The sequence below is a fragment of the Janthinobacterium sp. 75 genome, from assembly GCF_004365495.1.
GTDB lineage: Bacteria > Pseudomonadota > Gammaproteobacteria > Burkholderiales > Burkholderiaceae_D > Janthinobacterium.
In genome coordinates this window covers 3,581,531-3,602,732 of the sequence record NZ_SORD01000001.1, presented here as the reverse complement: position 1 = coordinate 3,602,732, position 21,202 = coordinate 3,581,531, and the positions used below count along the sequence as shown (strand labels likewise).

18 protein-coding genes are annotated in these 21,202 nt (G+C 63.2%); 7 read left to right on the top strand and 11 right to left on the bottom strand.

The features are described 5' to 3' along the window. Positions 1 to 26: 26 nt before the first annotated feature. The 7 genes from C8C89_RS16425 to ppc all read right to left on the bottom strand — a co-directional run bounded on the left by C8C89_RS16425 (position 27) and on the right by ppc (position 10,179). Complete coding sequence (locus C8C89_RS16425; protein ID WP_243858042.1) at positions 27 to 2,486, bottom strand: TonB-dependent receptor; 2,460 nt, start codon at positions 2,484 to 2,486, stop codon at positions 27 to 29. Between the two features lie 221 nt (positions 2,487 to 2,707). Beyond that, complete coding sequence (locus C8C89_RS16420) at positions 2,708 to 3,685, bottom strand: FecR domain-containing protein (RefSeq protein WP_166674766.1); 978 nt, start codon at positions 3,683 to 3,685, stop codon at positions 2,708 to 2,710. Beyond that, positions 3,682 to 4,188 carry a sigma-70 family RNA polymerase sigma factor gene (locus C8C89_RS16415; protein ID WP_133991084.1) on the bottom strand — a complete coding sequence of 169 codons (507 nt, stop codon included), beginning with the start codon at positions 4,186 to 4,188 and terminating at the stop codon, positions 3,682 to 3,684. Before C8C89_RS16415 ends, C8C89_RS16420 begins: the two co-directional genes overlap by 4 nt. A 174-nt stretch (positions 4,189 to 4,362) precedes the next feature. Next, a complete protein-coding gene (locus C8C89_RS16410) occupies positions 4,363 to 4,620 on the bottom strand; it encodes a hypothetical protein (RefSeq protein ID WP_133991082.1) in 258 nt (85 codons plus the stop codon). 119 nt (positions 4,621 to 4,739) lie between these two features. Continuing rightward, entirely contained in the window at positions 4,740 to 6,200 is a 1,461-nt protein-coding gene (gene pyk / locus C8C89_RS16405; RefSeq protein WP_101481513.1) for a pyruvate kinase, read from the bottom strand. Positions 6,201 to 6,288: 88 nt separating this feature from the next. Next, a complete protein-coding gene (gap, locus tag C8C89_RS16400) occupies positions 6,289 to 7,299 on the bottom strand; it encodes a type I glyceraldehyde-3-phosphate dehydrogenase (protein WP_133991080.1) in 1,011 nt (336 codons plus the stop codon). Positions 7,300 to 7,425: 126 nt separating this feature from the next. Further along, positions 7,426 to 10,179 (bottom strand): phosphoenolpyruvate carboxylase, encoded by a 2,754-nt coding sequence (gene ppc, locus C8C89_RS16395; protein ID WP_208327710.1) that lies wholly within the window; start codon positions 10,177 to 10,179, stop codon positions 7,426 to 7,428. A 357-nt stretch (positions 10,180 to 10,536) separates the two neighbouring features. Between ppc and C8C89_RS16390 the strand changes: the two genes are divergently transcribed. Next, on the top strand, positions 10,537 to 10,992 hold the full coding sequence (locus C8C89_RS16390) for an Rrf2 family transcriptional regulator (RefSeq protein WP_133991078.1): 456 nt from the start codon (positions 10,537 to 10,539) through the stop codon (positions 10,990 to 10,992). Positions 10,993 to 11,080: 88 nt separating this feature from the next. On the opposite strand, the gene C8C89_RS16385 is transcribed toward C8C89_RS16390, so the two are convergent. The 4 genes from C8C89_RS16385 to C8C89_RS16370 all read right to left on the bottom strand — a co-directional run bounded on the left by C8C89_RS16385 (position 11,081) and on the right by C8C89_RS16370 (position 14,845). Next, the gene (locus C8C89_RS16385) at positions 11,081 to 12,766 is read right to left on the bottom strand and encodes a cation acetate symporter (RefSeq protein WP_208327709.1); all 1,686 of its coding nucleotides are present in this window, start codon (positions 12,764 to 12,766) and stop codon (positions 11,081 to 11,083) included. Beyond that, positions 12,763 to 13,071 (bottom strand): DUF485 domain-containing protein, encoded by a 309-nt coding sequence (locus C8C89_RS16380; protein ID WP_101481516.1) that lies wholly within the window; start codon positions 13,069 to 13,071, stop codon positions 12,763 to 12,765. Before C8C89_RS16380 ends, C8C89_RS16385 begins: the two co-directional genes overlap by 4 nt. Positions 13,072 to 13,197: 126 nt before the next feature. Beyond that, positions 13,198 to 14,394: an NO-inducible flavohemoprotein gene (gene hmpA, locus C8C89_RS16375; protein WP_133991076.1), complete on the bottom strand. Its 1,197-nt coding sequence runs from the start codon at positions 14,392 to 14,394 to the stop codon at positions 13,198 to 13,200. Between the two features lie 37 nt (positions 14,395 to 14,431). Next, a complete protein-coding gene (locus C8C89_RS16370) occupies positions 14,432 to 14,845 on the bottom strand; it encodes a hemerythrin domain-containing protein (RefSeq protein ID WP_133991074.1) in 414 nt (137 codons plus the stop codon). A 226-nt stretch (positions 14,846 to 15,071) separates the two neighbouring features. Between C8C89_RS16370 and C8C89_RS16365 the strand changes: the two genes are divergently transcribed. The 6 genes from C8C89_RS16365 to C8C89_RS16340 are packed head-to-tail and all read left to right on the top strand — an operon-like array spanning position 15,072 to position 21,171. Beyond that, entirely contained in the window at positions 15,072 to 15,950 is an 879-nt protein-coding gene (locus C8C89_RS16365; RefSeq protein WP_101481519.1) for an STAS domain-containing protein, read from the top strand. A gap of 7 nt (positions 15,951 to 15,957) precedes the next feature. Then, the gene (locus C8C89_RS16360) at positions 15,958 to 16,320 is read left to right on the top strand and encodes an STAS domain-containing protein (RefSeq protein WP_101481520.1); all 363 of its coding nucleotides are present in this window, start codon (positions 15,958 to 15,960) and stop codon (positions 16,318 to 16,320) included. A 10-nt stretch (positions 16,321 to 16,330) separates the two neighbouring features. Next, positions 16,331 to 16,765: an ATP-binding protein gene (locus C8C89_RS16355; protein ID WP_243858041.1), complete on the top strand. Its 435-nt coding sequence runs from the start codon at positions 16,331 to 16,333 to the stop codon at positions 16,763 to 16,765. Then, positions 16,762 to 17,847 (top strand): ATP-binding SpoIIE family protein phosphatase, encoded by a 1,086-nt coding sequence (locus C8C89_RS16350; protein ID WP_243858040.1) that lies wholly within the window; start codon positions 16,762 to 16,764, stop codon positions 17,845 to 17,847. The genes C8C89_RS16355 and C8C89_RS16350 overlap by 4 nt, the downstream gene beginning before the upstream one ends. Next, entirely contained in the window at positions 17,844 to 19,667 is a 1,824-nt protein-coding gene (locus C8C89_RS16345) for an ATP-binding protein (RefSeq protein ID WP_133991069.1), read from the top strand. Before C8C89_RS16350 ends, C8C89_RS16345 begins: the two co-directional genes overlap by 4 nt. Then, on the top strand, positions 19,654 to 21,171 hold the full coding sequence (locus tag C8C89_RS16340; protein ID WP_101484572.1) for a response regulator: 1,518 nt from the start codon (positions 19,654 to 19,656) through the stop codon (positions 21,169 to 21,171). The genes C8C89_RS16345 and C8C89_RS16340 overlap by 14 nt, the downstream gene beginning before the upstream one ends. Positions 21,172 to 21,202: the final 31 nt, after the last annotated feature.

The window sequence follows — 21,202 nt, the reverse complement described above, 5'->3', positions numbered from 1 at the left end:
GCTCCGCTGGTGCGCCGAAGTAAGGGCTACAGCTTGTAGTTCAAGGACAGCAGCACGCTGCGCGGCGCGCCGTAACGCTCCAGCCCGCCCGACCAGGAATAGCCTAGGCCCTGGTAATAGCGGCGGTCCAGCACGTTATCGACACTCACGCGCAACTGCAGCTGCTCGCTCAGGCGGTAGCCTGCCGTCAGGCCGACGATGGCGTAGCCGCCCTGCTGCGTCAGGTAAGCCGTGTCGCGGCGCTCAATCTTGTCCTGCGCGTAGACGGAGGCGCCCAGATTCCACCGCGCCAGGCTGCCGCTCAGCTGCACAGTCGTGTACAGCTTGAACAATTGCTTCGGCTCATCCGTGGCGATGCGCTGGCCGATGTTCGCCGTCACGCTATCTTTCGTGTACTTGGCCAGTACATAGGTGTAACCGCCCGCGATCTGCCAGCCCGGCAACGGCGAGCCCGACAATTGCAGATCGACGCCTTCGCTCTGCACCTGCCCGGCCGCGCGGGCGCAATAGATGGCGCCGCCCGTGGGGCAATTGAGCTCGTCGGCCATGGCGCGGTTGTTTTGTTTGATGCGGAACAAGGCGCCGCTGGCATTGAGCCTGCCGCCAAAATACTCGCCCTTGATGCCCGCCTCCAGGTTGGTGCCGCTCAAAGGCGGCAAGGTATTGCCCTTTACATCGAGTACGCTTTGCGGCTGGAAGATCTGCGTGCCGCTCGCATACACGGAATGATGCTGGTCCAGGTCGTAGACCAGGCCCGCATACGGCGTGAACTTGGCGTTTTCCGTCAGGTCGCGGCGCCATGTGGCGTTGGTGGCATACCAGCCCGTGACATCCTGCGCATACCAGCCGAAGCGCCCGCCCAGCACCAGGCGCAGCGGATCGGCCAGGCTGAAGTTGCCGGCCGCATACAGGCCCTTCTCCTCCGTCTTGCGGCCCCAGTTATAGGGCTCGAACGGCCCGCCGCGCATCGGGTAGGCACGGGGATTCCACTGGCGCAGATCGAACAGGCGCGTCCCGGCGCCTTCCCAGCTCTGGCCCGCATCCGAATCGTCATGGCGGTAGCTGGCGCCAACGATGACGTCATGCTGGCGGCCGAACCAGGTGACGGGGCCGCTCAAGCGCCAGTCGGCCACGACTTGTTGCGTGTTGTACTTCCAGCCCGTTTCCGACTGTTCCAGCAAATACGCTTCACCATCGACGCGGCTGTTGGTGGTATTGCGCGTCGATGAAGAGGCATCGATGCGCGTGACGGCGAAGCGGCTGCGCCAGCCCTTCTCCAGCCGCGTTTCCAGGTCCGCGAAGACGACGTTGTTGTCGCGTTTCTGGAAGGAATCGGCATTGTTCAGGAAAGTCGAGCGGGGCAAGTCCATGTGGCGGCCGTCGGGCAAGGTCGGCAAGCCGACGAACACGCCGTCGGTGCGGCTGTGCTGGCGCGAAAAGCCGATGCCGGCCGTGGTCGAAGGCGTCAGGTCCGCTTCCACGATCGCATACACGGTGCCGTTGGTGTTGTTAACCACGTCGACAAAGCTGTCACTGTCGCGCCAGCTGGCCGCCACCCTGCCGCGCACGCTGCCCGATTCATTCAGCGCATTGCTGGCATCGACCGTCAATTGCCGGTCCTTCCAGCTGCCCAGGTGGGCAGACGCGTTCAGCAATGGCGTGGCCGTGGGACGCTTGCGTATCATGTTGATGCTGCCCGACGGCGCGCCCGCCCCTTCCATCAGGCCCGTGGCGCCGCGCACCACTTCCACGCGGTCATACATCAGCATGTCGGCCGAGACGTTGCGTTCATTGAAACCCGTGACATCGAGCGGCAAGCCATCGACATTCACGTGGCTCAAGGCGAAACCGCGCGCAAAATACGTGGTTTCCTGGTCGGATACGCCCTGCGTCTTGCCATACAGGCCGGGTGTGGCGCGCGCCACGTCCTGCAAGGTGGTCAGGTCGAAATCTTCCATTTGCTGGCGCGAAATGACACTCACCGTTTGCGGCGTGTGTCGCTGCGACAGGTTCAGGCCCGTGGCCGTCGACATGGCGCGCGAGGTATATAAACCCGTGCCTTCCGTGGCACGGTCCGCCTCGGCGCTGACGACCACGGCGGGCATGCTGTCCAGGCCGCCGTCGGCCGTGCTGATATTGATCTTGCGCAACAGATAATTTCCATTGCCACCATCCGTCACTTCCAGGCCGCTACCCTGCAGCAGTTTTTGCAGGCCGGCGGAGACGCCATGGCGCCCCTGCAAGCCCGGCGTCGCCAGGCCGTCGAGCGCCACGCCCTGGGTGGACAGGTTGATCCCTGCGGCGATGGCAAACGTGGACAGCGCATCGCGCAGGCTGCCAGCAGGAACGCTGTAGTCGCGCACAGTGGCGGCCGGGCTGGACTCGGCAGCCACCACCGCCTGCGGCAAGCCGGCGCCGGCCCCAGCCACGGCGAGGAGCAGGACCAGCGCGGCGCGCACGGCGCCGGTGGTGGGATGGAGCGTCATGCGTGCTGTTGTCAAACTGCGGTGCTGCAAAGCCATGTGGACCCTTTCGATGGTTCGGATTGTTCGTTCTCTACCTTGTATGACGAAGCAAGCCGCAAAAAGGGACAGGCAAGAAGTAAATTGGAGCACGTCGGCTTACGCCCTGCGGGCTAAGCCGACCTACCATACCCGACAGGCGTAGGTCGGCTTAGCGTGGCAAGGCCACGCGTAAGCCGACAATCTCAAGCCGCCTCGACACTGATCCAGTAGCGCGTGCGGCGCGCCAGCCGGATCGGCAAGGAGCGCTGCAGCAAGAGCAGGATGTTGTCCGGGTCGTTTAACTGGAAGATGCCGTCCACGGGCATGGCAGCGCACGCGGGATCGCAGCGCAGCACGCCGTAGCGATAGCGCGCCACCTGCGCCAGCACTTCGCCCAGCGGCATGCGCTCGGCGATCAGCACTCCCTGCACCCAGCCGGCAGCGTGCGGCGCCAGCGGCGTCAAGGCAGAAACGGCATCATCATCGAAACTGCCCTGCCGGCCCGCATCGACCCTGCGCAAGGCGCCGGGAGCTTCATTTGGCTGTATCTCGACGGCGCCTTCGCTGACGCTCACCTGCGTACGCAGCGCCAGCACGGTGCCAGCGTGGCGCACGCTGAAGTGCGTGCCCAGCGCGCGCACGACGCCATTGCTGCTGCGCACGAGGAATGGGCGCGCGGGCACCGCCCCGTCGTGCGCCGTGGCGACATGGAGTTCGCCCGCATGCAAGACCACCAGCCGCGCCGCGCCGTCAAAGCGCACATCGATGGCCGTGTCCGTATTGAGCACCAGTTGCGTGCCATCCGGCAATGTCATGTGGCGGATTTCCCCCCTGGCCGTGCGGATGGTGGCACGCCACGCTTGCCATGGTAGCGAATGGCTGGCCAGCCACAATGCCGGTCCGGCCGCGATCAGCCCGGCCAGGCCGTAGAGCACGGCGCGCCTCTGCGGCGACTGCGGCGCCGCGTCCGCCGTCCGGCGCAGCGCGGGCGGCACGCTGCCCAGGGTGCTGCACACCAGTTCGGCCCGCTGCCACGCCGATTCGTGCGCGGGGTCGCTGGCGCGCCAGGCCTGGAAAGCTTGCTCCTCTTCTGGAGTCAAGGCGCCCCCGTGCAGGCGCACCAGCCATTGCGCCGCCGCGCGGGCGGCGCGCGGATCGATGGCAGTCAGGTTGGCGCTCACAGAATCAGCAGAATGCAGCGCTCGAACGCCTGCACCATGTAGCGCTTGATGCTGCGCTCGCTCACGGCCAGGCGCCGGGCGATTTCCCCGTAAGCAAGGCCATCGACATGGGCCAGCAAAAAAGCGCTGCGCACCAGCGGCGGCAAGCCATCGAGCATGGCATCGATGCGCTGCAAGGCTTCCAATACCAGCAAGCGCTCTTCCGGCGACTGCATCAGCAGATCGGGCTGCTGCGCCAGGGTTTCCAGCCATGCCTGCTCCAGGGACAGGCGCCGGTAATGGTCGATCAGCAGGCGCTGCGCCACGGTGGTCAGGTAGGCGCGCGGTTCGCGCAAAGTCTGCCGGGCTTCGGGCGGCGCCGCCAGCACGCGCACGAAAGTATCCTGCGCCAGGTCGGCCGCATGGTCGGCGCACTGCAGCTTGGCGCGCAGCCAGCGCATCAGCCAGCCGTGGTGGTGGCTGTAAATGACTGCGATCGACTCGCTGGACTGCGCAATGCTCACTAGGGACTCCGATGCGCTCAAGGCAAGGCGCGGCTAACTGATAATAATTCTCATTATCACAAACCATTGCCTCCGGCGTCAATGCCGGCGCCTGCCCATGCCTGGAAACTGTTGTTTCAGCGTGGCTGCCAGTGCTTTATATACTGTCGTGGTCGATCAGGTGGTCGCGGGCGATTATGCCGGATGGCGTTTCTCTGGCCTTGCGGCCAGCACGAAGGGAATGGCAAACGGCCCAAGAAACACCACCAGGATGGCCCTGACAGCAGTTGTTTTCAAAGAGCGGCGTTTGGCAATGAAGAGGCAGACGAAGGCCGACAGCGACCAGATCAAGGCAGGCAGATAGGTACTCATCATGGACTCCGGATGCGCCTCGGAAGGCAGGAAAACCATGCTGACACGGAAATGTGGGCGCCGCAACGGCAGATTGCGCATCCTGCCTGCGGTGCGCCGGTGTGGACGCATCTTTCAGGCATTCTTAAGTCTGCAGCGACGCTTGCCGGCTTGTGCGCGCAGCGCCAAGCCGGCTTACGCCGTTTCCAACTATGCCATGCTTAGTGCTGGCCGATCTTCATGATTTTCAGCGCATTCGTGCCGCCGACCTTGCCCATCGGCTCGCCCCAGGTCAGCACGACGGTATCGCCCTTGGCCACGACTTTATGTTCCAGCAGCAAGTCTTCCGCCTGTTGCAAGACCTTGTCGCGGTCCGTGCCAGAGGTCAATTCCAGGGTGCTGACGTTGCGGTACAGGGCCAGCTTGCGGCGCGTGCCCACGCTCGGGGTCAGTGCGACGATGGGGATATCGATGTTGCAACGGCTCATCCACAGGGCAGTGGAACCCGATTCCGTCAGGGTGGCAATGGCTTTCACGCGCAGGTGATGGGCCGTAAACAGGGCGCCGTAGGCGATCGACTGGTCGATGCGCGAGAACGTGGCGTTGAGGAAATCGGCGTCCAGCTTGCAGGTATCCCATTTTTCCGCGTCCAGGCAGATGGCGGCCATGGCTTCCACCGTCTCGATCGGGTAGCGGCCCGAGGCCGTTTCCGCCGACGTCATGACGGCATCCGTACCGTCGAGCACGGCATTGGCCACGTCGGATACTTCGGCGCGGGTCGGCACGGCGTTGACGATCATCGATTCCATCATCTGCGTGGCCGTGATCGCCAGTTTGTTCGACGCGCGCGCCATCTTGATCATGCGCTTTTGCAGGGCCGGCACGGCCGCGTTGCCCACCTCAACGGCCAGGTCGCCACGCGCCACCATGATGCCGTCGGAAGCATCAAGGATTTCTTGCAGCGCAGGAATGGCTTCCGCGCGCTCGATCTTGGCGATCATCATCGGCTTGTGGTCCCACGCTTCGCCGGCGATATTGGCCAGCTGGCGCGCCATCACCATGTCGGTGGCGTTTTTCGGGAAGGACACGGCCACGTAATCGGCCTGGAAACTCATCGCCGTTTTCACGTCTTCCATGTCTTTCGCTGTCAAGGCCGGCGCCGACAGACCGCCGCCCTGGCGGTTGATGCCCTTGTTGTTCGACAACTCGCCGCCGATCTTGACGGTGGTGTGGATTTCGCTGCCGACGACTTTATCGACCGTCAGCACGATCAAGCCGTCGTTGAGCAGCAGCACGTCGGCCGTGCGCAAGTCGCGCGGCAATTCCTTGTAATCGAGGCCGCAGCGCTCGATGTTGCCCAGTTCGCCGTTTTCACCCCATTTCGCGTCGAGAATGAACTTGGCGCCGTTTTCCAGGAAAATCTTGCCATCTTCAAATTTGCCGACGCGAATCTTCGGACCTTGCAAGTCGGCCATGATGGCCACTTCGCGACCGCACAGGGCTGCCGCCTCGCGCACCATGCGGGCGCGGTCGATATGGTCTTGCGCCTTGCCATGCGAAAAGTTCAGACGCACGACGTCGACGCCGGCCTTGAACATGCGGACCAGGGTATCGATATCGTTCGAAGCGGGGCCGATGGTGGAAACGATCTTGGTGGCGCGTTGCTGTACTTGCATGGTCATGGTGTGCTGCTTTCTATAATGAGTTACTACAAGGGCCAGCCTTGTGGGCCGGCCGTCCTGGTGCGCTGGATCAGCGGTGGTTCTTGACTTACTTGGCCGCCATCAGGGCGACCGTGGTGTCGAGCATGCGGTTCGAGAAGCCCCACTCGTTGTCGTACCACGACGACACTTTCACGAGGCGGCCCGAGACCTTGGTCAGGGTCGAATCGAAGTTCGACGAGGCGGGGTTGTGGTTGAAATCGATGGAAACGAGCGGCTCCGTCTGGTACGTCAAAATACCTTTCAGGGTGCCTTCCGAGGCCGTTTTCAGCAAGGCGTTGACTTCCTCGACCGTGGTGTCGCGCTTGGCGATGAAGGACAGGTCGACCAAGGAGACGTTGATAGTCGGCACGCGGATGGCAAAACCGTCCAGCTTGCCATTCAGTTCCGGCAAGACCAGGCCGACAGCCGCCGCCGCGCCCGTCTTGGTGGGGATCATCGAATGCGTAGCCGAGCGGGCGCGGCGCAAGTCTTCATGCATCACGTCGGACAGCACCTGGTCATTCGTATAGGCGTGCACCGTGGTCATCAGGCCCGATTCGATGCCGATGGCGTCATTGAGCGGTTTGACCAGCGGCGCCAGGCAATTCGTCGTGCACGAAGCGTTGGAAATGACCGTGTCCGATGCCTTCAACACATGCTGGTTGACGCCGAACACGATGGTGGCGTCCACGTCCTTGCCACCAGGGGCCGAGATGATGACTTTTTTCGCCCCACCCTTCAGGTGGGCCGAGGCTTTTTCCTTGGTGGTGAAGAAACCCGTGCATTCGAGCACGACGTCGACGCCCAGTTCGCCCCACGGTATCAGGGCCGGGTCGCGCTGCGCGAAGACACGGATGCGGTCGCCGTTGACGATCATGTTGTCGCCGTCGATGGTGACGACGCCGGGAAACTTGCCGTGCACCGTGTCGTAGCGCGTCAAATGCGCATTCGACTTGGCATCGCCCAGGTCGTTGATAGCGACGATTTCGATATCCTGCTGCTTGCCGCCTTCATAAAACGCGCGCAAGACATTGCGGCCGATGCGGCCATAGCCATTGATGGCAACTTTGATGGTCATGCTGTCTCCTTGATGTTTTCTACTACACTCGAAAAGCCACCCCAGGTGCAAAGCTGGGCTCAGACCCGGCGGGGGAATACGCCCCAGTGGGGTGCATTCCGATCACGCAGTGACTGCCCCTAAAAATTAACCGCTATTGCGCAACCCGGCCGCGATGCCGTTGATCGACAAATGGATGCCCGTGCGCGCCGCCGCATCCTGCTTGCCTTCGCGGAAGCGTTTCAATAGCTCCACCTGCACGTGATTGAGCGGGTCGATATACGGGAAACGGTTGCGTATCGAGCGCTGCATCAGCGGATTGGCTTGCTGCAACTCTTCCTGGCCCGTGATCAGTTTCAAGGCGTCCAGGGTGGCCGCGTATTCGGCGCGGATGCGTGTAAAGATGGCCTCGCGCAAAGCCTTGTCCTTGACCAGTTCCGCATACTTGCCGGCAATGGCGATATCGCTCTTGGCCAGGACCATATCCATGTTCGACAGCAGCGAGGTGAAGAATGGCCAGTCCGTGTACATGCCGCGCAGCACGTCCGCACCATCGGTGGGATGGGCGGCCAGGTAGGCTTGCACGGCGGAACCAAAGCCGAACCAGCCCGGCAGCATCAAGCGGCATTGCGCCCAGCTCAAGACCCAGGGAATGGCGCGCAAATCCTCGATGGACGTGGATTTCTTGCGCGACGCCGGACGGCTGCCGATATTGAGCGCGGCAATTTCCGCGATCACCGTCGATTCCCAGAAATACTGCTCGAATCCTTCCGTGCCGTAGACCAGGTCGCGGTAAGCGTTCAGGGCCGTGCCGGACAGCTCTTCCATTGCGGCCAGGTGGCCCGCGCCGGCCGAGGCCTTCGGCTGCAGCTGTGCCTGTGGCAACAGGGTCGACTGGATGGTGGCAGCCACCAGCACTTCCAGGTTGCGGCGCCCTACTTCCGGGTTCGCATACTTGGCCGTGATGACTTCGCCCTGCTCCGTTAAACGGATCTGTCCCTGCACGGCGCCCGCTGGCTGGGCCAGGATGGCTTCATAGCTGGGTCCGCCACCGCGGCCGACGGAGCCGCCGCGGCCGTGGAACAGGCGCAGCTTGATCTGGTATTGCTTGAAGACCGTCACCAGCTCGATCTCGGCCTTGTAGAGTTCCCAGCCGGACGTGAGGAAGCCGCCGTCCTTGTTGCTGTCCGAGTAGCCTAGCATGACTTCCTGCTGGTCAGCGCGCGACTCAAGCAAAGCCCGGTAGAACGGCAGGCCAAAGGCGCGCGCCATGATGGCGGGACCGGCGCGCAAGTCGGCGATGGTTTCAAACAGGGGGATGATGTTGACGTCCACTTCGCGGCTGTCCTGGCGCAGCAAGCCCACTTCCTTCAGCAGCAGCGCCACTTCCAGCAAGTCCGAGACGCTGGCCGCCTTCGAAATGATGCAATTCGGCACCGATTCACGGCCGTACTTGACATGGGCTTCGCGCACGGCGCGGAAAATGTCGAGTTCAGAGGTGGTTTCCTCCGAATAGTGCGCATACGGCGACGTCAGCAGGCGTGGCGACTCCAGTTCGGCCAGCAGCACGGCGATGCGCTGCTCTTCATCGAGGTCCAGATACACGAGGCCCGGCTGGGCGCCCGCGAACAGTTCACCCACGACGCGCTCGTGCACGTCGGAGTTCTGGCGCAAATCGAGCGGCGCCAGCGAAAAGCCGAACACCTTGACGGCGCGGCGCAGCTGGCGCAACCGGCCACGCGCCAGCGCGCGCAAGCCATTGCTGACCAGTGAATGCTGGACCACGTCCAGATCGGCCAGCAATTCAAACGCCGCAGCGTAGGGCTGCACGCCTTCGGCTTGCTTGCCCTTGCCGCACAAGGCGACGCGCGTGGCTTCCAAACGTGCATGGATGCCATGCAGCGCGCGGCGGTACGGCTCGTCGACCCGGTGCGGCGAGGCATCGGCCGAGCGTTCGGCCAGCGCGCGCAGCGGCTCGCTGCATGCATTGAGTATTTGCGCCAGGGACAGTTGCGAAGCGAGCTTGCGCAATTCACCGAGGTAGAAATCGAGCACTTTGTCGGCCTGCGTCTGCAGGGTGCTGCGCAGGATGTCGGCCGTGACAAAGGGATTGCCGTCGCGGTCGCCACCTATCCAGCTGCCGACCTTCATGAAATTGGGCAATTCCGCATCTTCCCAGCGGGCATCGCGCTGGGCCAGCATCGTTTCCAGCGAGGAATACAATTTCGGCAGTTCGCGCAGGATGGTGTGGTCGTAGAACGACAGGCCATTGGCCACTTCATCCATGACGGACAGTTTGCTCGTACGCAGCAAGCGCGTCTGCCACAGCGTGACGATGCCGCGGCCCAGCGCTTCTTCGTTTTGCTCCGCCTCTTCCGGCGTCATTTGCACGCGGTCGCGCTCGCTCAACAGGCGCGCGATGGCCATCTGGCAATTCTGGATACTCTTGCGCTGCACTTCCGTCGGATGCGCCGTGAAGACGGGGCTGACGAAGGCATCTTCAAAGAAGGTTTCCAGCGCATCGGCCTTGCCCGCGTCAAATACGTTGCCGACGGCATGGCTGAGGCTACCCTGGCGCGGCGGCGAACCGGCGATCAAATGGGCGCGCGTGCGGCGGATGTGATGTTGATCTTCCGCAATATTGGCCAGCAGCGAGAAATAGCTGAAAGCGCGCGTCAGTTGCGTGGTTTCTTCCTGCGACAGCGCTTGCAGCGCGTCCGACAGCTGCGCGCGCGCCGCTTCATCATTGTCGCGCCGGAAACGAATGGCCAACTGGCGCACATGTTCGATGCGCTCGAAGGCGGGGTCGCCCAGGTGGCTGCGGATGGCGTCGCCCAGCAGACGGCCCAGCTGGCGGATATCGCTGCTCAGCAGCTCGTCTTTCACTTCATTCATTTGCATGGTATTCATTTCCCGGGGCGGCCACGGCGGCACCGCACAGATTGCGTAGTACGCGCTTCCCGGCCCGGGAAACGCCCATCATCCATTTTGTAGTAAATTTACCTTATTGTCTCACCATCCTCTTGATTTTCATCAATAAAAGCCACGCCCAAAGGGTCGCGAAGGGCCTACAAGCTGTTTAGCAGGGCAATAATATGAAAATTTACTACGCATTTACGCGAAAGGCAATCAACTTTTGTCTTTCCAAGCTGAAAAAGTGATGGCGCAAGTCACATGGCGGTGGCAATGGCCAGGCACTCTCCTGTATGCTGGCGGCTTGAAACAAGGATGTAATCCACATCTTTACAAGCGAACCTCATGCGACTGACTGCCTATACCGACTATACCCTGCGCACCCTGATGTATCTGGGCGTGCACCGCGACCGCCTCGTGACCATCCAGGACATCGCCGACCTGCATGCGATTTCAAAGAATCACTTGATGAAAGTGGTGCACCAGCTGGGCCTGTCAGGCATTGTGGAAACGGTGCGTGGAAGGAATGGCGGTCTGCGCCTGGCGCGCGATCCGGCCGAGATCAATATCGGCACGGTGGTGCGCGAGACGGAAAACGATTTTTTCATGGCGGAGTGTTTTAACAAGGAAAACAATACCTGCCCGCTGACGCCAGATTGCCTGCTGAAAGCCAAGCTGGGCCAGGCCACAGCTGCCTTCCTGGCCGTGCTCGACACGGTGACCCTGGCAGCCATCCTGGAGCCCGCAGGCAATGCGCCGGCAGCAGCGGTGGGCGTGATTCCCCTGCACCTGGCAAAGTAAGCCCGAAGGCAAGCACGCCAGGCGGTGCGCTAAAACAACAATGCCCGGCAAGCCGGGCATTGTTCATTTCTAACGCGACAGGATCAGTTTAGTGCGCGCTGGCACCGGAGGCGCCGATACCCGTTTCCGAACGCATTTGCTGCGCTTCATAGCCGGCGCGGTCGATGCGCGCGCGCGGGCTCTTGTCGAGCACCGAGAACAGCCAGATGCCGACAAAGCCTGCCGTCATCGAGAACAGCGCCGGCGAGGCGTACGGGAACAGCGCTGCCGGATGACCCAGCACGTCGACCCACACGGACTTCGACACCACCGTCAGCGCGACGGCCGTGGTCAAGCCCAGGAAGCCGCCTATGGTGGCGCCCCGGGTAGTGCAGTCTTTCCACAGCACCGACATGAACAGTACGGGGAAATTGGCCGAGGCGGCGATGGCGAAGGCCAGCGAGACCATGAAGGCGATGTTCTGCTTTTCAAAGGCGATACCCAGCACCACGGCGATAATGCCCAGCACGATCGTCGTCACGCGCGACACTTTCAATTCATTGGCGCCCGTGGCCTTGCCCTTCTTGATGACGGTGGCATACAGATCGTGCGATACGGCCGATGCACCGGACAGGGTCAGCCCCGCCACGACGGCCAGGATGGTGGCAAACGCGACAGCAGACATGAAGCCGAGGAACACATTACCACCCACGGCCTTGGCCAGATGCACGGCCGCCATGTTATTGCCACCCAGCAACTTACCGGCAGCATCCTTGAACTCGGGATTGGTACTCACCAGCACAATGGCGCCAAAACCGATGATGAAAGTCAGGATGTAGAAGTAGGCGATCCAGGTGGTGGCCCAGAACACGGACTTGCGCGCTTCCTTGGCGCTAGGCACCGTGAAGAAACGCATCAGGATGTGCGGCAAGCCGGCCGTACCGAACATCAGCGCCATGCCGAAGGAAATGGCCGAAATCGGGTCCTTGATGAAGGAACCGGGGCCCATGATGGCTTCCTTGGTGGCATGCACGTCCACCGACTTGGCGAACAGCGCTTCCGGGCTAAAGTTGAATTGCGCCAGCACGGCCACGGCCATGAAGGTGGCGCCGCCCAGCAACATCACGGCCTTGATGATCTGCACCCAGGTGGTGGCCGTCATGCCGCCAAACAGCACGTAGATCATCATCAATGTACCGACCAGGACGACGGCGATCCAGTATTCCAGGCCGAACAGCAGCTTGATCAGCTGGCCTGCGCCCACCATCTGCGCGATCAGGTAGAACGCCACCACGACCAGGGTGCCGGACGCCGAGAAAATGCGGATCGGCGCCTGCTTGAAGCGATAGGCGGCCACGTCGGCAAAGGTATAGCGCCCCAGGTTACGCAAGCGCTCTGCCATCAGGAAGGTGATGACGGGCCAGCCGACGAGAAAACCGATGGCGTAGATCAAGCCATCGTAGCCGTTCAAGAAGACGGCGGCGGAAATGCCGAGGAAGGAAGCGGCCGACATGTAGTCGCCCGCAATGGCCAGGCCATTCTGGAAGCCCGTGATGCCGCCGCCGGCCGTGTAGAAATCGGAGGCCGACTTGGTCTTCTTGGCTGCCCACTTGGTGACGAACAGGGTAAAGATGACGAAGGCGGCGAACATGGTGATCGCCGTCCAGTTGGTGGGTTGCTTGACTGCCTGGCCCAGGTCGGCGCCGGCCGCCAGCACGCTGTTGCTGGCGCCAGCCAGCAAGGTCAGGGCTGCGAGGCAGGCGAGCTTGCGTTGCGTCAATGGAGCGCTGTTCATGCTTGCACCCGTGCCTGGATGGCGCTGGTCAGATCGTCGAATTGCTTGTTGGCGCGGCGCACATAAATGCCGGTGATCACCACGGTAAACACGATGACGAACAGGCCGATCGGCATGCCCCAGGTCATCACGCCAGTGCCCGTTTTAGTGGCAAGAAATTCCTTGTTGAAGGCGATGAGCAGGATGTAGCCGTAGTACACCAGCATCATCAGGCCCGTCAGCGCCCAGCCGAAGCGTGAGCGCACCCTGAGCAATCGATGATAATTAGGGTCGCTCTTGAGTTTTTGTACCAGATCGTCATGCATGTGTTGCCTCCTGTTATGTGAGCGTGCTCTTTTCTTTTCGAGCTTGCATTCACAATACGGCGCGAGACTTACCCGCCCCTTACGGCAGCGTTTTTTTCTCGCAGGAGCAACACGGGGCAGGCAAGGTCAATTCAGCGCGGCGGCCGGTCCGAAGAACTCATGGTGCGTCTGCTGTTCCGGCACGCCCAGCTCGCGCAAGTATTGTTTGACGGCGCGCATGAACGGCTGCGGCCCCAGGAAATAGGCATCGACGTCGCGCGAGGCCGGCAGCCAGTGCGCCAGCTGCTCTTTATCGAGCAAGCCGACGGCGTCCGGCGCGACGGCGCCCGGCACATCTTGCTCGCTGCCATGTTCCGCGTAGCAATAATAACGCTGCAGCTGCGGGTGCTGTGCAGCCAGTGCGTCGATCTGCGCACGGAACGCATGCACGCCCTGGTTGCGCGCCGCATGGATGAAATGCACGGGGCGCTTGCCGCGCAGGGCCGCCGTCAGCATGGCCAGGGTCGGCGTGATGCCCACGCCGCCACTGATCAGTACCAGAGGTTTTTCGCTGTCGCGCAGCACGAAGTCGCCCGAGGGCGGCGTCAGCTGTACCGTGTCGCCCGCCTGCACATGGTCGTGGAAGAAATTGGACACCTTGCCGCCCGCTTCCCGCTTGATGCTGATGCGGTACGTCTGGCCGTTGCTGGCGGCCGACAAGGAGTACTGGCGGCGCATGGGCACGCCATCGACGCTGGCCAGTACGCCGATATACTGGCCTGGCGCAAAGTCGAGCACGGGCTGGTCATCGGCGGGCGCCAGCAGGAAGGAAGTGATCTCGCCGCTTTCCACCGTCTTGCTGCGCACGGTAAAGTCGCGTGCGCCGCTCCAGCCGCCGGGCGCGGCCGCCTGCGCCTTGTAAATGCGCCCTTCCTCGCCGGCCAGGATGTCGGCCAGCTGGCCATAGGCCGCGCCCCAGGCGTCGATGACGGCGTCGCTGGCCACCTCGGCGCCCAGCACTTCTCGGATGGCTTGCAGCAGGCTGGCGCCCACCAGCGGATAGTGCTCGGCGCGGATCTGCAAGGCCACGTGCTTGTTGACGATGGTGGCCACCAGGTCGCCCAGCGCAGCGAGTTTATCGATATGTTTGGCATACATCAGCACGCCATTGGCCAGCGCGCGCTGCTGGTCGCCGCTGTGCTGGTGCGCCTGGTTAAAGTACGGCAGCACTTCGGGATGGTCGCGGAACAGATTCTTGTAGAAATGGCGGGTCAGCGCTTCACCGCCCTGTTCGAGGATGGGGACGGTGGCCGTGATGATGGCGCGTTGTTCTTGGGTCAGCATGTAAAACTCCTGTATGTCTATTAATTAGTAAGCGGTCTCAGGCCAGCGTTTCAACGGCTGGATATAACTCGGTGTCTTCGCGCCGCATGCGCTGGTACAGCGCGTGCAGCACGGTATTGGCTTCGCTGCGGAACGCTTCCGGCTCGGCGGCCAGGCGCACGGGCGTATTCCAGCGACCGGCAAAGTCCAGGTAGGCACCGGCGATGCCGTGCATTTCATGTTCGTACTGGCGCCCCAGCCGTGCCACCTTGGCCACACCGCAGGCCTGCGCGGCCGGATACAGGTAGCGCTGCTCGACGGCCAGGTGCAGCTTGATCAAGCCGCTCATGGCGATGATCTGTTCGGCAATCGCCTGCGCACGTGCGGCGACACCGCCGCGCGCCAATTGGCGCAAGTCATCGATGGCGGCCAGGATGGCCAGGTGCTGCTGTTTGAACTTGTCGATATTCATGGCGTATTTTTCTTGTTGAGAGTTGCCAGTGTAGCGGAGTTCGTTTAAACATGCAAATTATATGCATGTTTAAAACTTCCGTGTTTCCTGCGGGAATCTGGATCGACATGCGCCACTATGTGCGGCACAGAACACAAGCCACGGCCCTCCCTGCCTATAATTTATTCATCACAGCGCGTGCCCGTTTGCGGCCGTGCCGCACCCTCCACTCCAGCCAAGGACGAGCATGAAAATCAAGACGGGCACGGGCCAGGCGCAGCAACTGGCCGGCATCATCAACGAGCACCACACGGAACTGCTGGAAGGCTGGATGGCCGGCCTGATCGCCCGTCTGGTACGACGCGACAAGATCGCGGAAAACGAGCTGCGCCAGCAGGCAGCGCAATTGCTGCCGCTGCTGGCGGGTGCGCTGGAAAGCGGCGACTCTTTCGACATCGAAGGCGGCGCCTGGGACGACACGCGCGCGCTGCTCGCCGAAATATCGCAATCACGCGTGCGCCAGGGCTATTCGCCGATCGACACGGCCAGCTTCATGTTCGCCCTCAAGGAGCCGCTGTTCGCTTACCTGCGCAAGGAAATCACGGCGCAACCGCAGGAACTGGGGGACGCCATCGTCAGCACCAGCAAATTATTCGACGAGCTGGGCCTGCTGACCATTGCCATTTACCAGAAGGCGCGCGAACAGGTGATCTTGCGGCAGCAGCAGGAATTGCTGGAACTGTCCACGCCCGTGGTGCAGCTGTGGCAAAACGTGCTGGCCCTGCCCCTGATCGGCACCCTCGACAGCGCCCGCACGCAGGTGGTGATGGAAAGCCTGCTGCAAAAGATCGTCGACACGGGCGCCCTGATCGCCATCATCGACATCACTGGCGTGCCCACCGTCGACACCCTGGTGGCGCAGCACCTGCTGAAAACCATCGCCGCCGCGCGCCTGATGGGCGCAGACTGCATCATCAGCGGCATCCGCCCGCAGATCGCGCAAACCATTGTGCACCTGGGCGTCAACCTGGAAGACGTGATCACCAAGGCCACCCTGGCCGACGCCTTTGTCGTGGCCCTGAAACGCACGGGCTCCAGCATCACCTACCAGCAGCAACAACACTGAGGCGCCTATGGAAAGAATCCCCATTTTACGCATGGGCCGGCTGCTGCTGGTGACGATCCAGGTGGACATGCATGACCGCCTGGCGATGACCTTGCAGGACGACCTGACCACGCGCATCGTGACGGACCGCGCCACGGGCGTGCTGATCGACATTTCCGCGCTCGACATCGTCGACTCCTTCATCGGCCGCATGATCAGCAACACGGCGGCGATGGCGAAAATCCTCGACGCGCGCACTGTGGTGGTGGGCATGCAGCCGGCCGTCGCCATCACCCTGGTGGAGCTGGGCCTGGCGCTGGAAGGCGTGAGCACGGCGCTCAACGTGGAACGGGGAATCAAGCTGCTGGAACGGGGCGGCACATGCGCGTGACGGGGGCGCCGTGCTAGGCGCGCAAGCACAGGAACGCGCGCAGGCAGTGGCGCAGATCCTGCCCCTGCACAGCGATGAAGATGTCGTGCGGCTACGCAAGCAGGTACGCGACAGCATGGTCGCCATGGGTTTTGGACTGATCGAACAGACCAAGATCATCACGGCGGCGAGCGAACTGGCGCGCAACACCCTGCGCTACGGCGGCGGCGGCGAAGCGCGCATCGCGCGCGTCAGCGATGGCGCGCGCCAGGGCCTGGAACTGCGTTTCATCGATGCGGGGCCGGGCATCGACGATATTCCCCTGGCGCTGACCGATGGCTATACCAGCGGCGGCGGGCTGGGACTGGGGCTGGGTGGCGCCAAGCGCCTGGCCGACGCCTTTCACATCGACACGGCGCCCGGCGTGGGCACCACCGTCACCATCGCGAAATGGAAGCTGTTTTGAACCACCTTGACCAAGCCCCTGACATTGCCAGGCAACGCAGTTTTCCCATCGGCGAACCGAGCGAGATCGCTGCGGCCCGCCGCGCCGGCAACGAACTGGCGCGCCGCATCGGTTTCGACGACGTGCGCACGGGCCAGCTGGCCATCATCATCAGCGAAGCGGCCACCAACATCGTCAAGCACGCGCAGCGCGGCGAAATCCTGCTGCGCAAGGTGCTGCGCGGCGGCACCAGCGGCATCGAAGTGCTGGCCATCGACAGCGGTCCCGGCATGGCCAATGTGCGCCAGCACATGCAGGATGGTCATTCCACCACGGGCACCTACGGCGTGGGACTGGGCGCGATACGCCGCCTGGGCCAGGAATTCGACCTGTACACGGCGCCCGGCAAGGGCACTGTGCTGATGGCGGTGGTCTGGGGGCAGCATGCCAGCAGCGCCATTCCCGCTCATCCGAACTGGCGGATCGGCGCCGTATGCCTGCCGCTGGCGTCGGAACAGGTGTGCGGCGACGCCTGGAACGTGGTCTGCGAGGGCCATGAATTGAGCCTGATGGTGGCCGATGGCCTGGGCCACGGCCCCCTGGCTGCGCGCGCCTCGGAATGTGCCAGCGCGCTGCTGGAACACGACACGCCCGGCCTGCCGCCCCTGCCCGCGTCCTTCATCGAACTGGCCCACGGCGCCCTGCGTACCACGCGCGGCGCAGCGCTGGCGGTGGCGCATATCGATAGCGCGCGCCGCGAATTGCGCTATGCGGGCGTGGGCAACATCGCCGCCTGCGCCTTCGATATGCAGGAGCGCTGGCATTTGCTGTCGCATAACGGCATCGTCGGCAGCAACCTGCGCAAGGTGCAGGAATTTTGCTATCCGTGGCAACTGGGCGCGACACTGATCATGCATACCGACGGCCTGCATACGCGCTGGGATCTGGAACAGTATCCGGGTCTGATGCACTGCCATCCCAGCATCATCGCCGCAGTGCTGTACCGCGATTTTTCGCGCGGGCGCGACGACGTCACGGTGGTGGTGCTGCGCGAACATGAGGACCACCAGGCTGTTACAGCAGAAGGGACAGGTGCGGCATGACACAACGCATATTGACAGCCCATATCGGCAGCGAACTCGATGTGGTGGGCGCTCGCCAGCGCGCGCGGCAGATTGCCGCCCTGTGCGGCTTCGGCGCGCAAGACCAGGTGCGCATCGCCACGGCCGTGTCGGAACTGGCGCGCAACGTCTACAACTACGCCGGCAGCGGAAAGGTGCATTTCGCCATCGATGGCCTGACGGCGCCGCAGGTGCTCAGCATCCGCATCGAGGACCAGGGCCCCGGCATCGCACAGCTCGAACAGATACTGGCCGGCACTTACCGCTCGCACACGGGCATGGGGCTGGGCATCCTGGGCGCTCAGCGATTGATGGACCGCTGCCACATCCGCAGCGCGCCGGGCGATGGCACGCACATCACCTTGCAAAAGCTGTTCCCGCGCGACGCGCCCCTGCTCGACGGGCAGGGCATCGGCGCCCTGTCCGGCAGCCTGCAGGCGCTGCCATCGGACATCACACTCTCCGAAGTGCAGCAACAGAACCGCGAGCTGCTCGCCACCCTGGCCGAACTGAAGACGCGCCAGGACGATTTATTACAGCTGACGCGCGAACTGGAAGACACCAACCGGGGCGTAGTGGCGCTGTTCGCGGAACTGGATGAAAAAGCCGACCACCTGCGCCGCGCCGACCAGATGAAATCGCGCTTCCTGTCGAACATGAGCCATGAATTCCGCACGCCGCTCAGCTCCATCCGTGCCCTGTCCAAGCTGCTGCTCGACCGCATCGACGGCGAACTGTCGGAAGAGCAGGAAAAACAGGTGCTGTTCATCCTGCAAAGCGCCGTCAGCCTGAGCGACCTGGTGAACGACTTGCTGGACCTGGCCAAGATCGAGGCGGGCAAGGTCGACGTGCATGCCAACAATTTTCAGGTCGCCGATCTGTTCAGCGCACTGCGCGGCATGCTGCGCCCACTGCTGGTGTCCGATTCCCTCTCGCTCACCTTCATCGACCCCGATCCGGCGCTGCACATTCATACGGATGAAGGCAAGCTGTCGCAAATCCTGCGCAACTTCATCTCCAACGCCCTCAAGTTCACGGAAGCGGGCGCCATCGTCGTCAGCGCCACGCCGCTGCCAGAGCAGAATGCCATCCGCTTTTCCGTCTCCGACACGGGCCTGGGCATCGCCGCCGAAGACGTGCAACTGATTTTCGAGGAATTCAGCCAGGTGGAAAACCACATGCAGCGCAAGGTCAAGGGCACGGGCCTGGGCCTGCCCCTGTGCCGCAACCTGGCCACCCTGCTTAATGGCACCGTGTCCGTGGAAAGCACGCCGGGCCAGGGTTCGCTGTTTTCCGTCGTCCTGCCCGCCAGCTACCATGCGCCCGAAGGCAGCCTGCCGCCGTGCGCGCCGGCAAACGACAACGGCAATGACCAGCGCATCGGCGTGCTCGTGGTGGAAGACAATCCGCCCATCCGCCTGCTGTATGAAAAATTCCTGGCCGGCAGCGAATTTCGCGTGATCCCCGCGCGCAGCGTGCGCGAGGCGCAGGAGCGCTGGGAACAGCAGCGCCCTGCCGCCGTCATCCTCGACATCCTGCTACACGGCGAAACGGCATGGCACTGGCTGGCCGAGCTGAAAAACGATCCGCTGCGGCGCCAGGTGCCCGTCATCGTCGCCACCGAGATCGACGACGTGCGCAAGGGCCTGGCCCTGGGCGCCGACGCCTACTATGTCAAGCCGCTGCTGCGCCAGCAATTGCTGGCGACCCTGCGCGCGCTGATAGGCAATCCACACCACCGGCAAGAGCCGGTTCCGCCGCAAGGCACAACCACCTGGGACAATGCGCATGCTACCGGATAACAATAGCGATGCTCTGATCCTGAACGTCGATGACAGCGACGGCGCCCGCTACGCCAAGTCGCGCATCCTCAAACGCGCCGGCTTCAAGGTAATCGAAGCCTCGAACGGGGGCGACGCGCTGCTGCGCGCCCGCCAGGACCGGCCCAACCTGATCCTGCTGGACGTCAAGCTTCCCGACATCAACGGCCTGGAAGTGTGCCGCCAGCTGAAAGCCGGCGCCGAGACAAACACCATCCTGGTGCTGCAGACGTCCGCGTCCTGTATCGGCACGGCCGACAAGATCCGCGCCCTGGACGGCGGCGCCGACAATTACCTGGTCGAACCGATCGAGGCGGATGAACTGATCGCCAACGTCAAGGCACTGCTGCGCCTGGGCCGCGTCGAGCGCGCACTGCGCGACGTGGACCGCCGCAAGGATGAATTCCTGGCCACCCTGGCCCACGAACTGCGCAACCCGCTGGGTCCCATCCGCACGGCGCTGGCCCTGCTGTGCAAGCTCGATCCCGTCGTGCCGGCCATGCAGGATAACGCGCGCCGCACCATCGGGCGCCACACGAGTCACCTGGTGCGCCTGGTGGACGACCTGCTCGACGTGTCGCGCATTTCGCAGGGAAAAATCTCGCTGCAATGGGAAAGGGTGAGCATGGCAAGCGTCATCCGCAGCGCGCTGGAAACGAGTTCGCACAGCGTCGAAGCGCGCGGCCATGCGCTCGATGTGAGCCTGCCCCGGGAAGAACTGTGGGTCTGCGGCGACGCCGTGCGACTGTCGCAGATCGTCGCCAACCTGCTGCTCAACGCAGCCAAGTTCACGGCGCCGGGCGGGCGCATCACGATTTCCGCCGCGCGCGAAGACGACAAGGTGCGTATCCGCCTGAGCGACAACGGCATCGGCATCGCCGCCGCCAGTATCGACAGCATCTTCGACCTGTTCGAGCAGAGCGGCCACGCGCCCGACCGGGTGCAGGATGGCCTGGGCATCGGCCTGTCGCTGGTGCGCAAGCTGGTGACCTTGCACGGCGGCCAGGTCAGCGTGCACAGCCCCGGCGTGGGGCTGGGCAGCACCTTCGAGGTCGTTCTGCCGCTCGACGCCCAGGTGCCGCCTCCGGCCATCGCGCCAGTGCCGGAGACGGCCAGCGGCGGCAGCCAGCGCATCCTCGTTGTCGACGACAACTGCGATGCAGCCGACACCCTGGCCGAATTGCTGGAAATGTACGGCCACACGGTGCGCACCGCCTATACGGGCGCGCAAGCAATCGAGCGCACCCTGGAATTCACGCCCGACATCGTCTTTCTCGACATCGGCCTGCCCGACATGAGCGGCTACGAGGTGGCAGGCAAGCTACGCCAGTTGCCGATACCGCAGCAATTCCTGCTGGTGGCCCTGACCGGCTATGGCCAGGAACACGACCGCCAGACGGCCCTGCAGGCCGGTTTCAATGAGCACTTCGCCAAACCCGTCGATTTCGGCAAGCTGGCCATGCTGGGACTGCATATCGGGCCATGACGCTGGACTGGCAGCGAGTTGGTCTTTTATA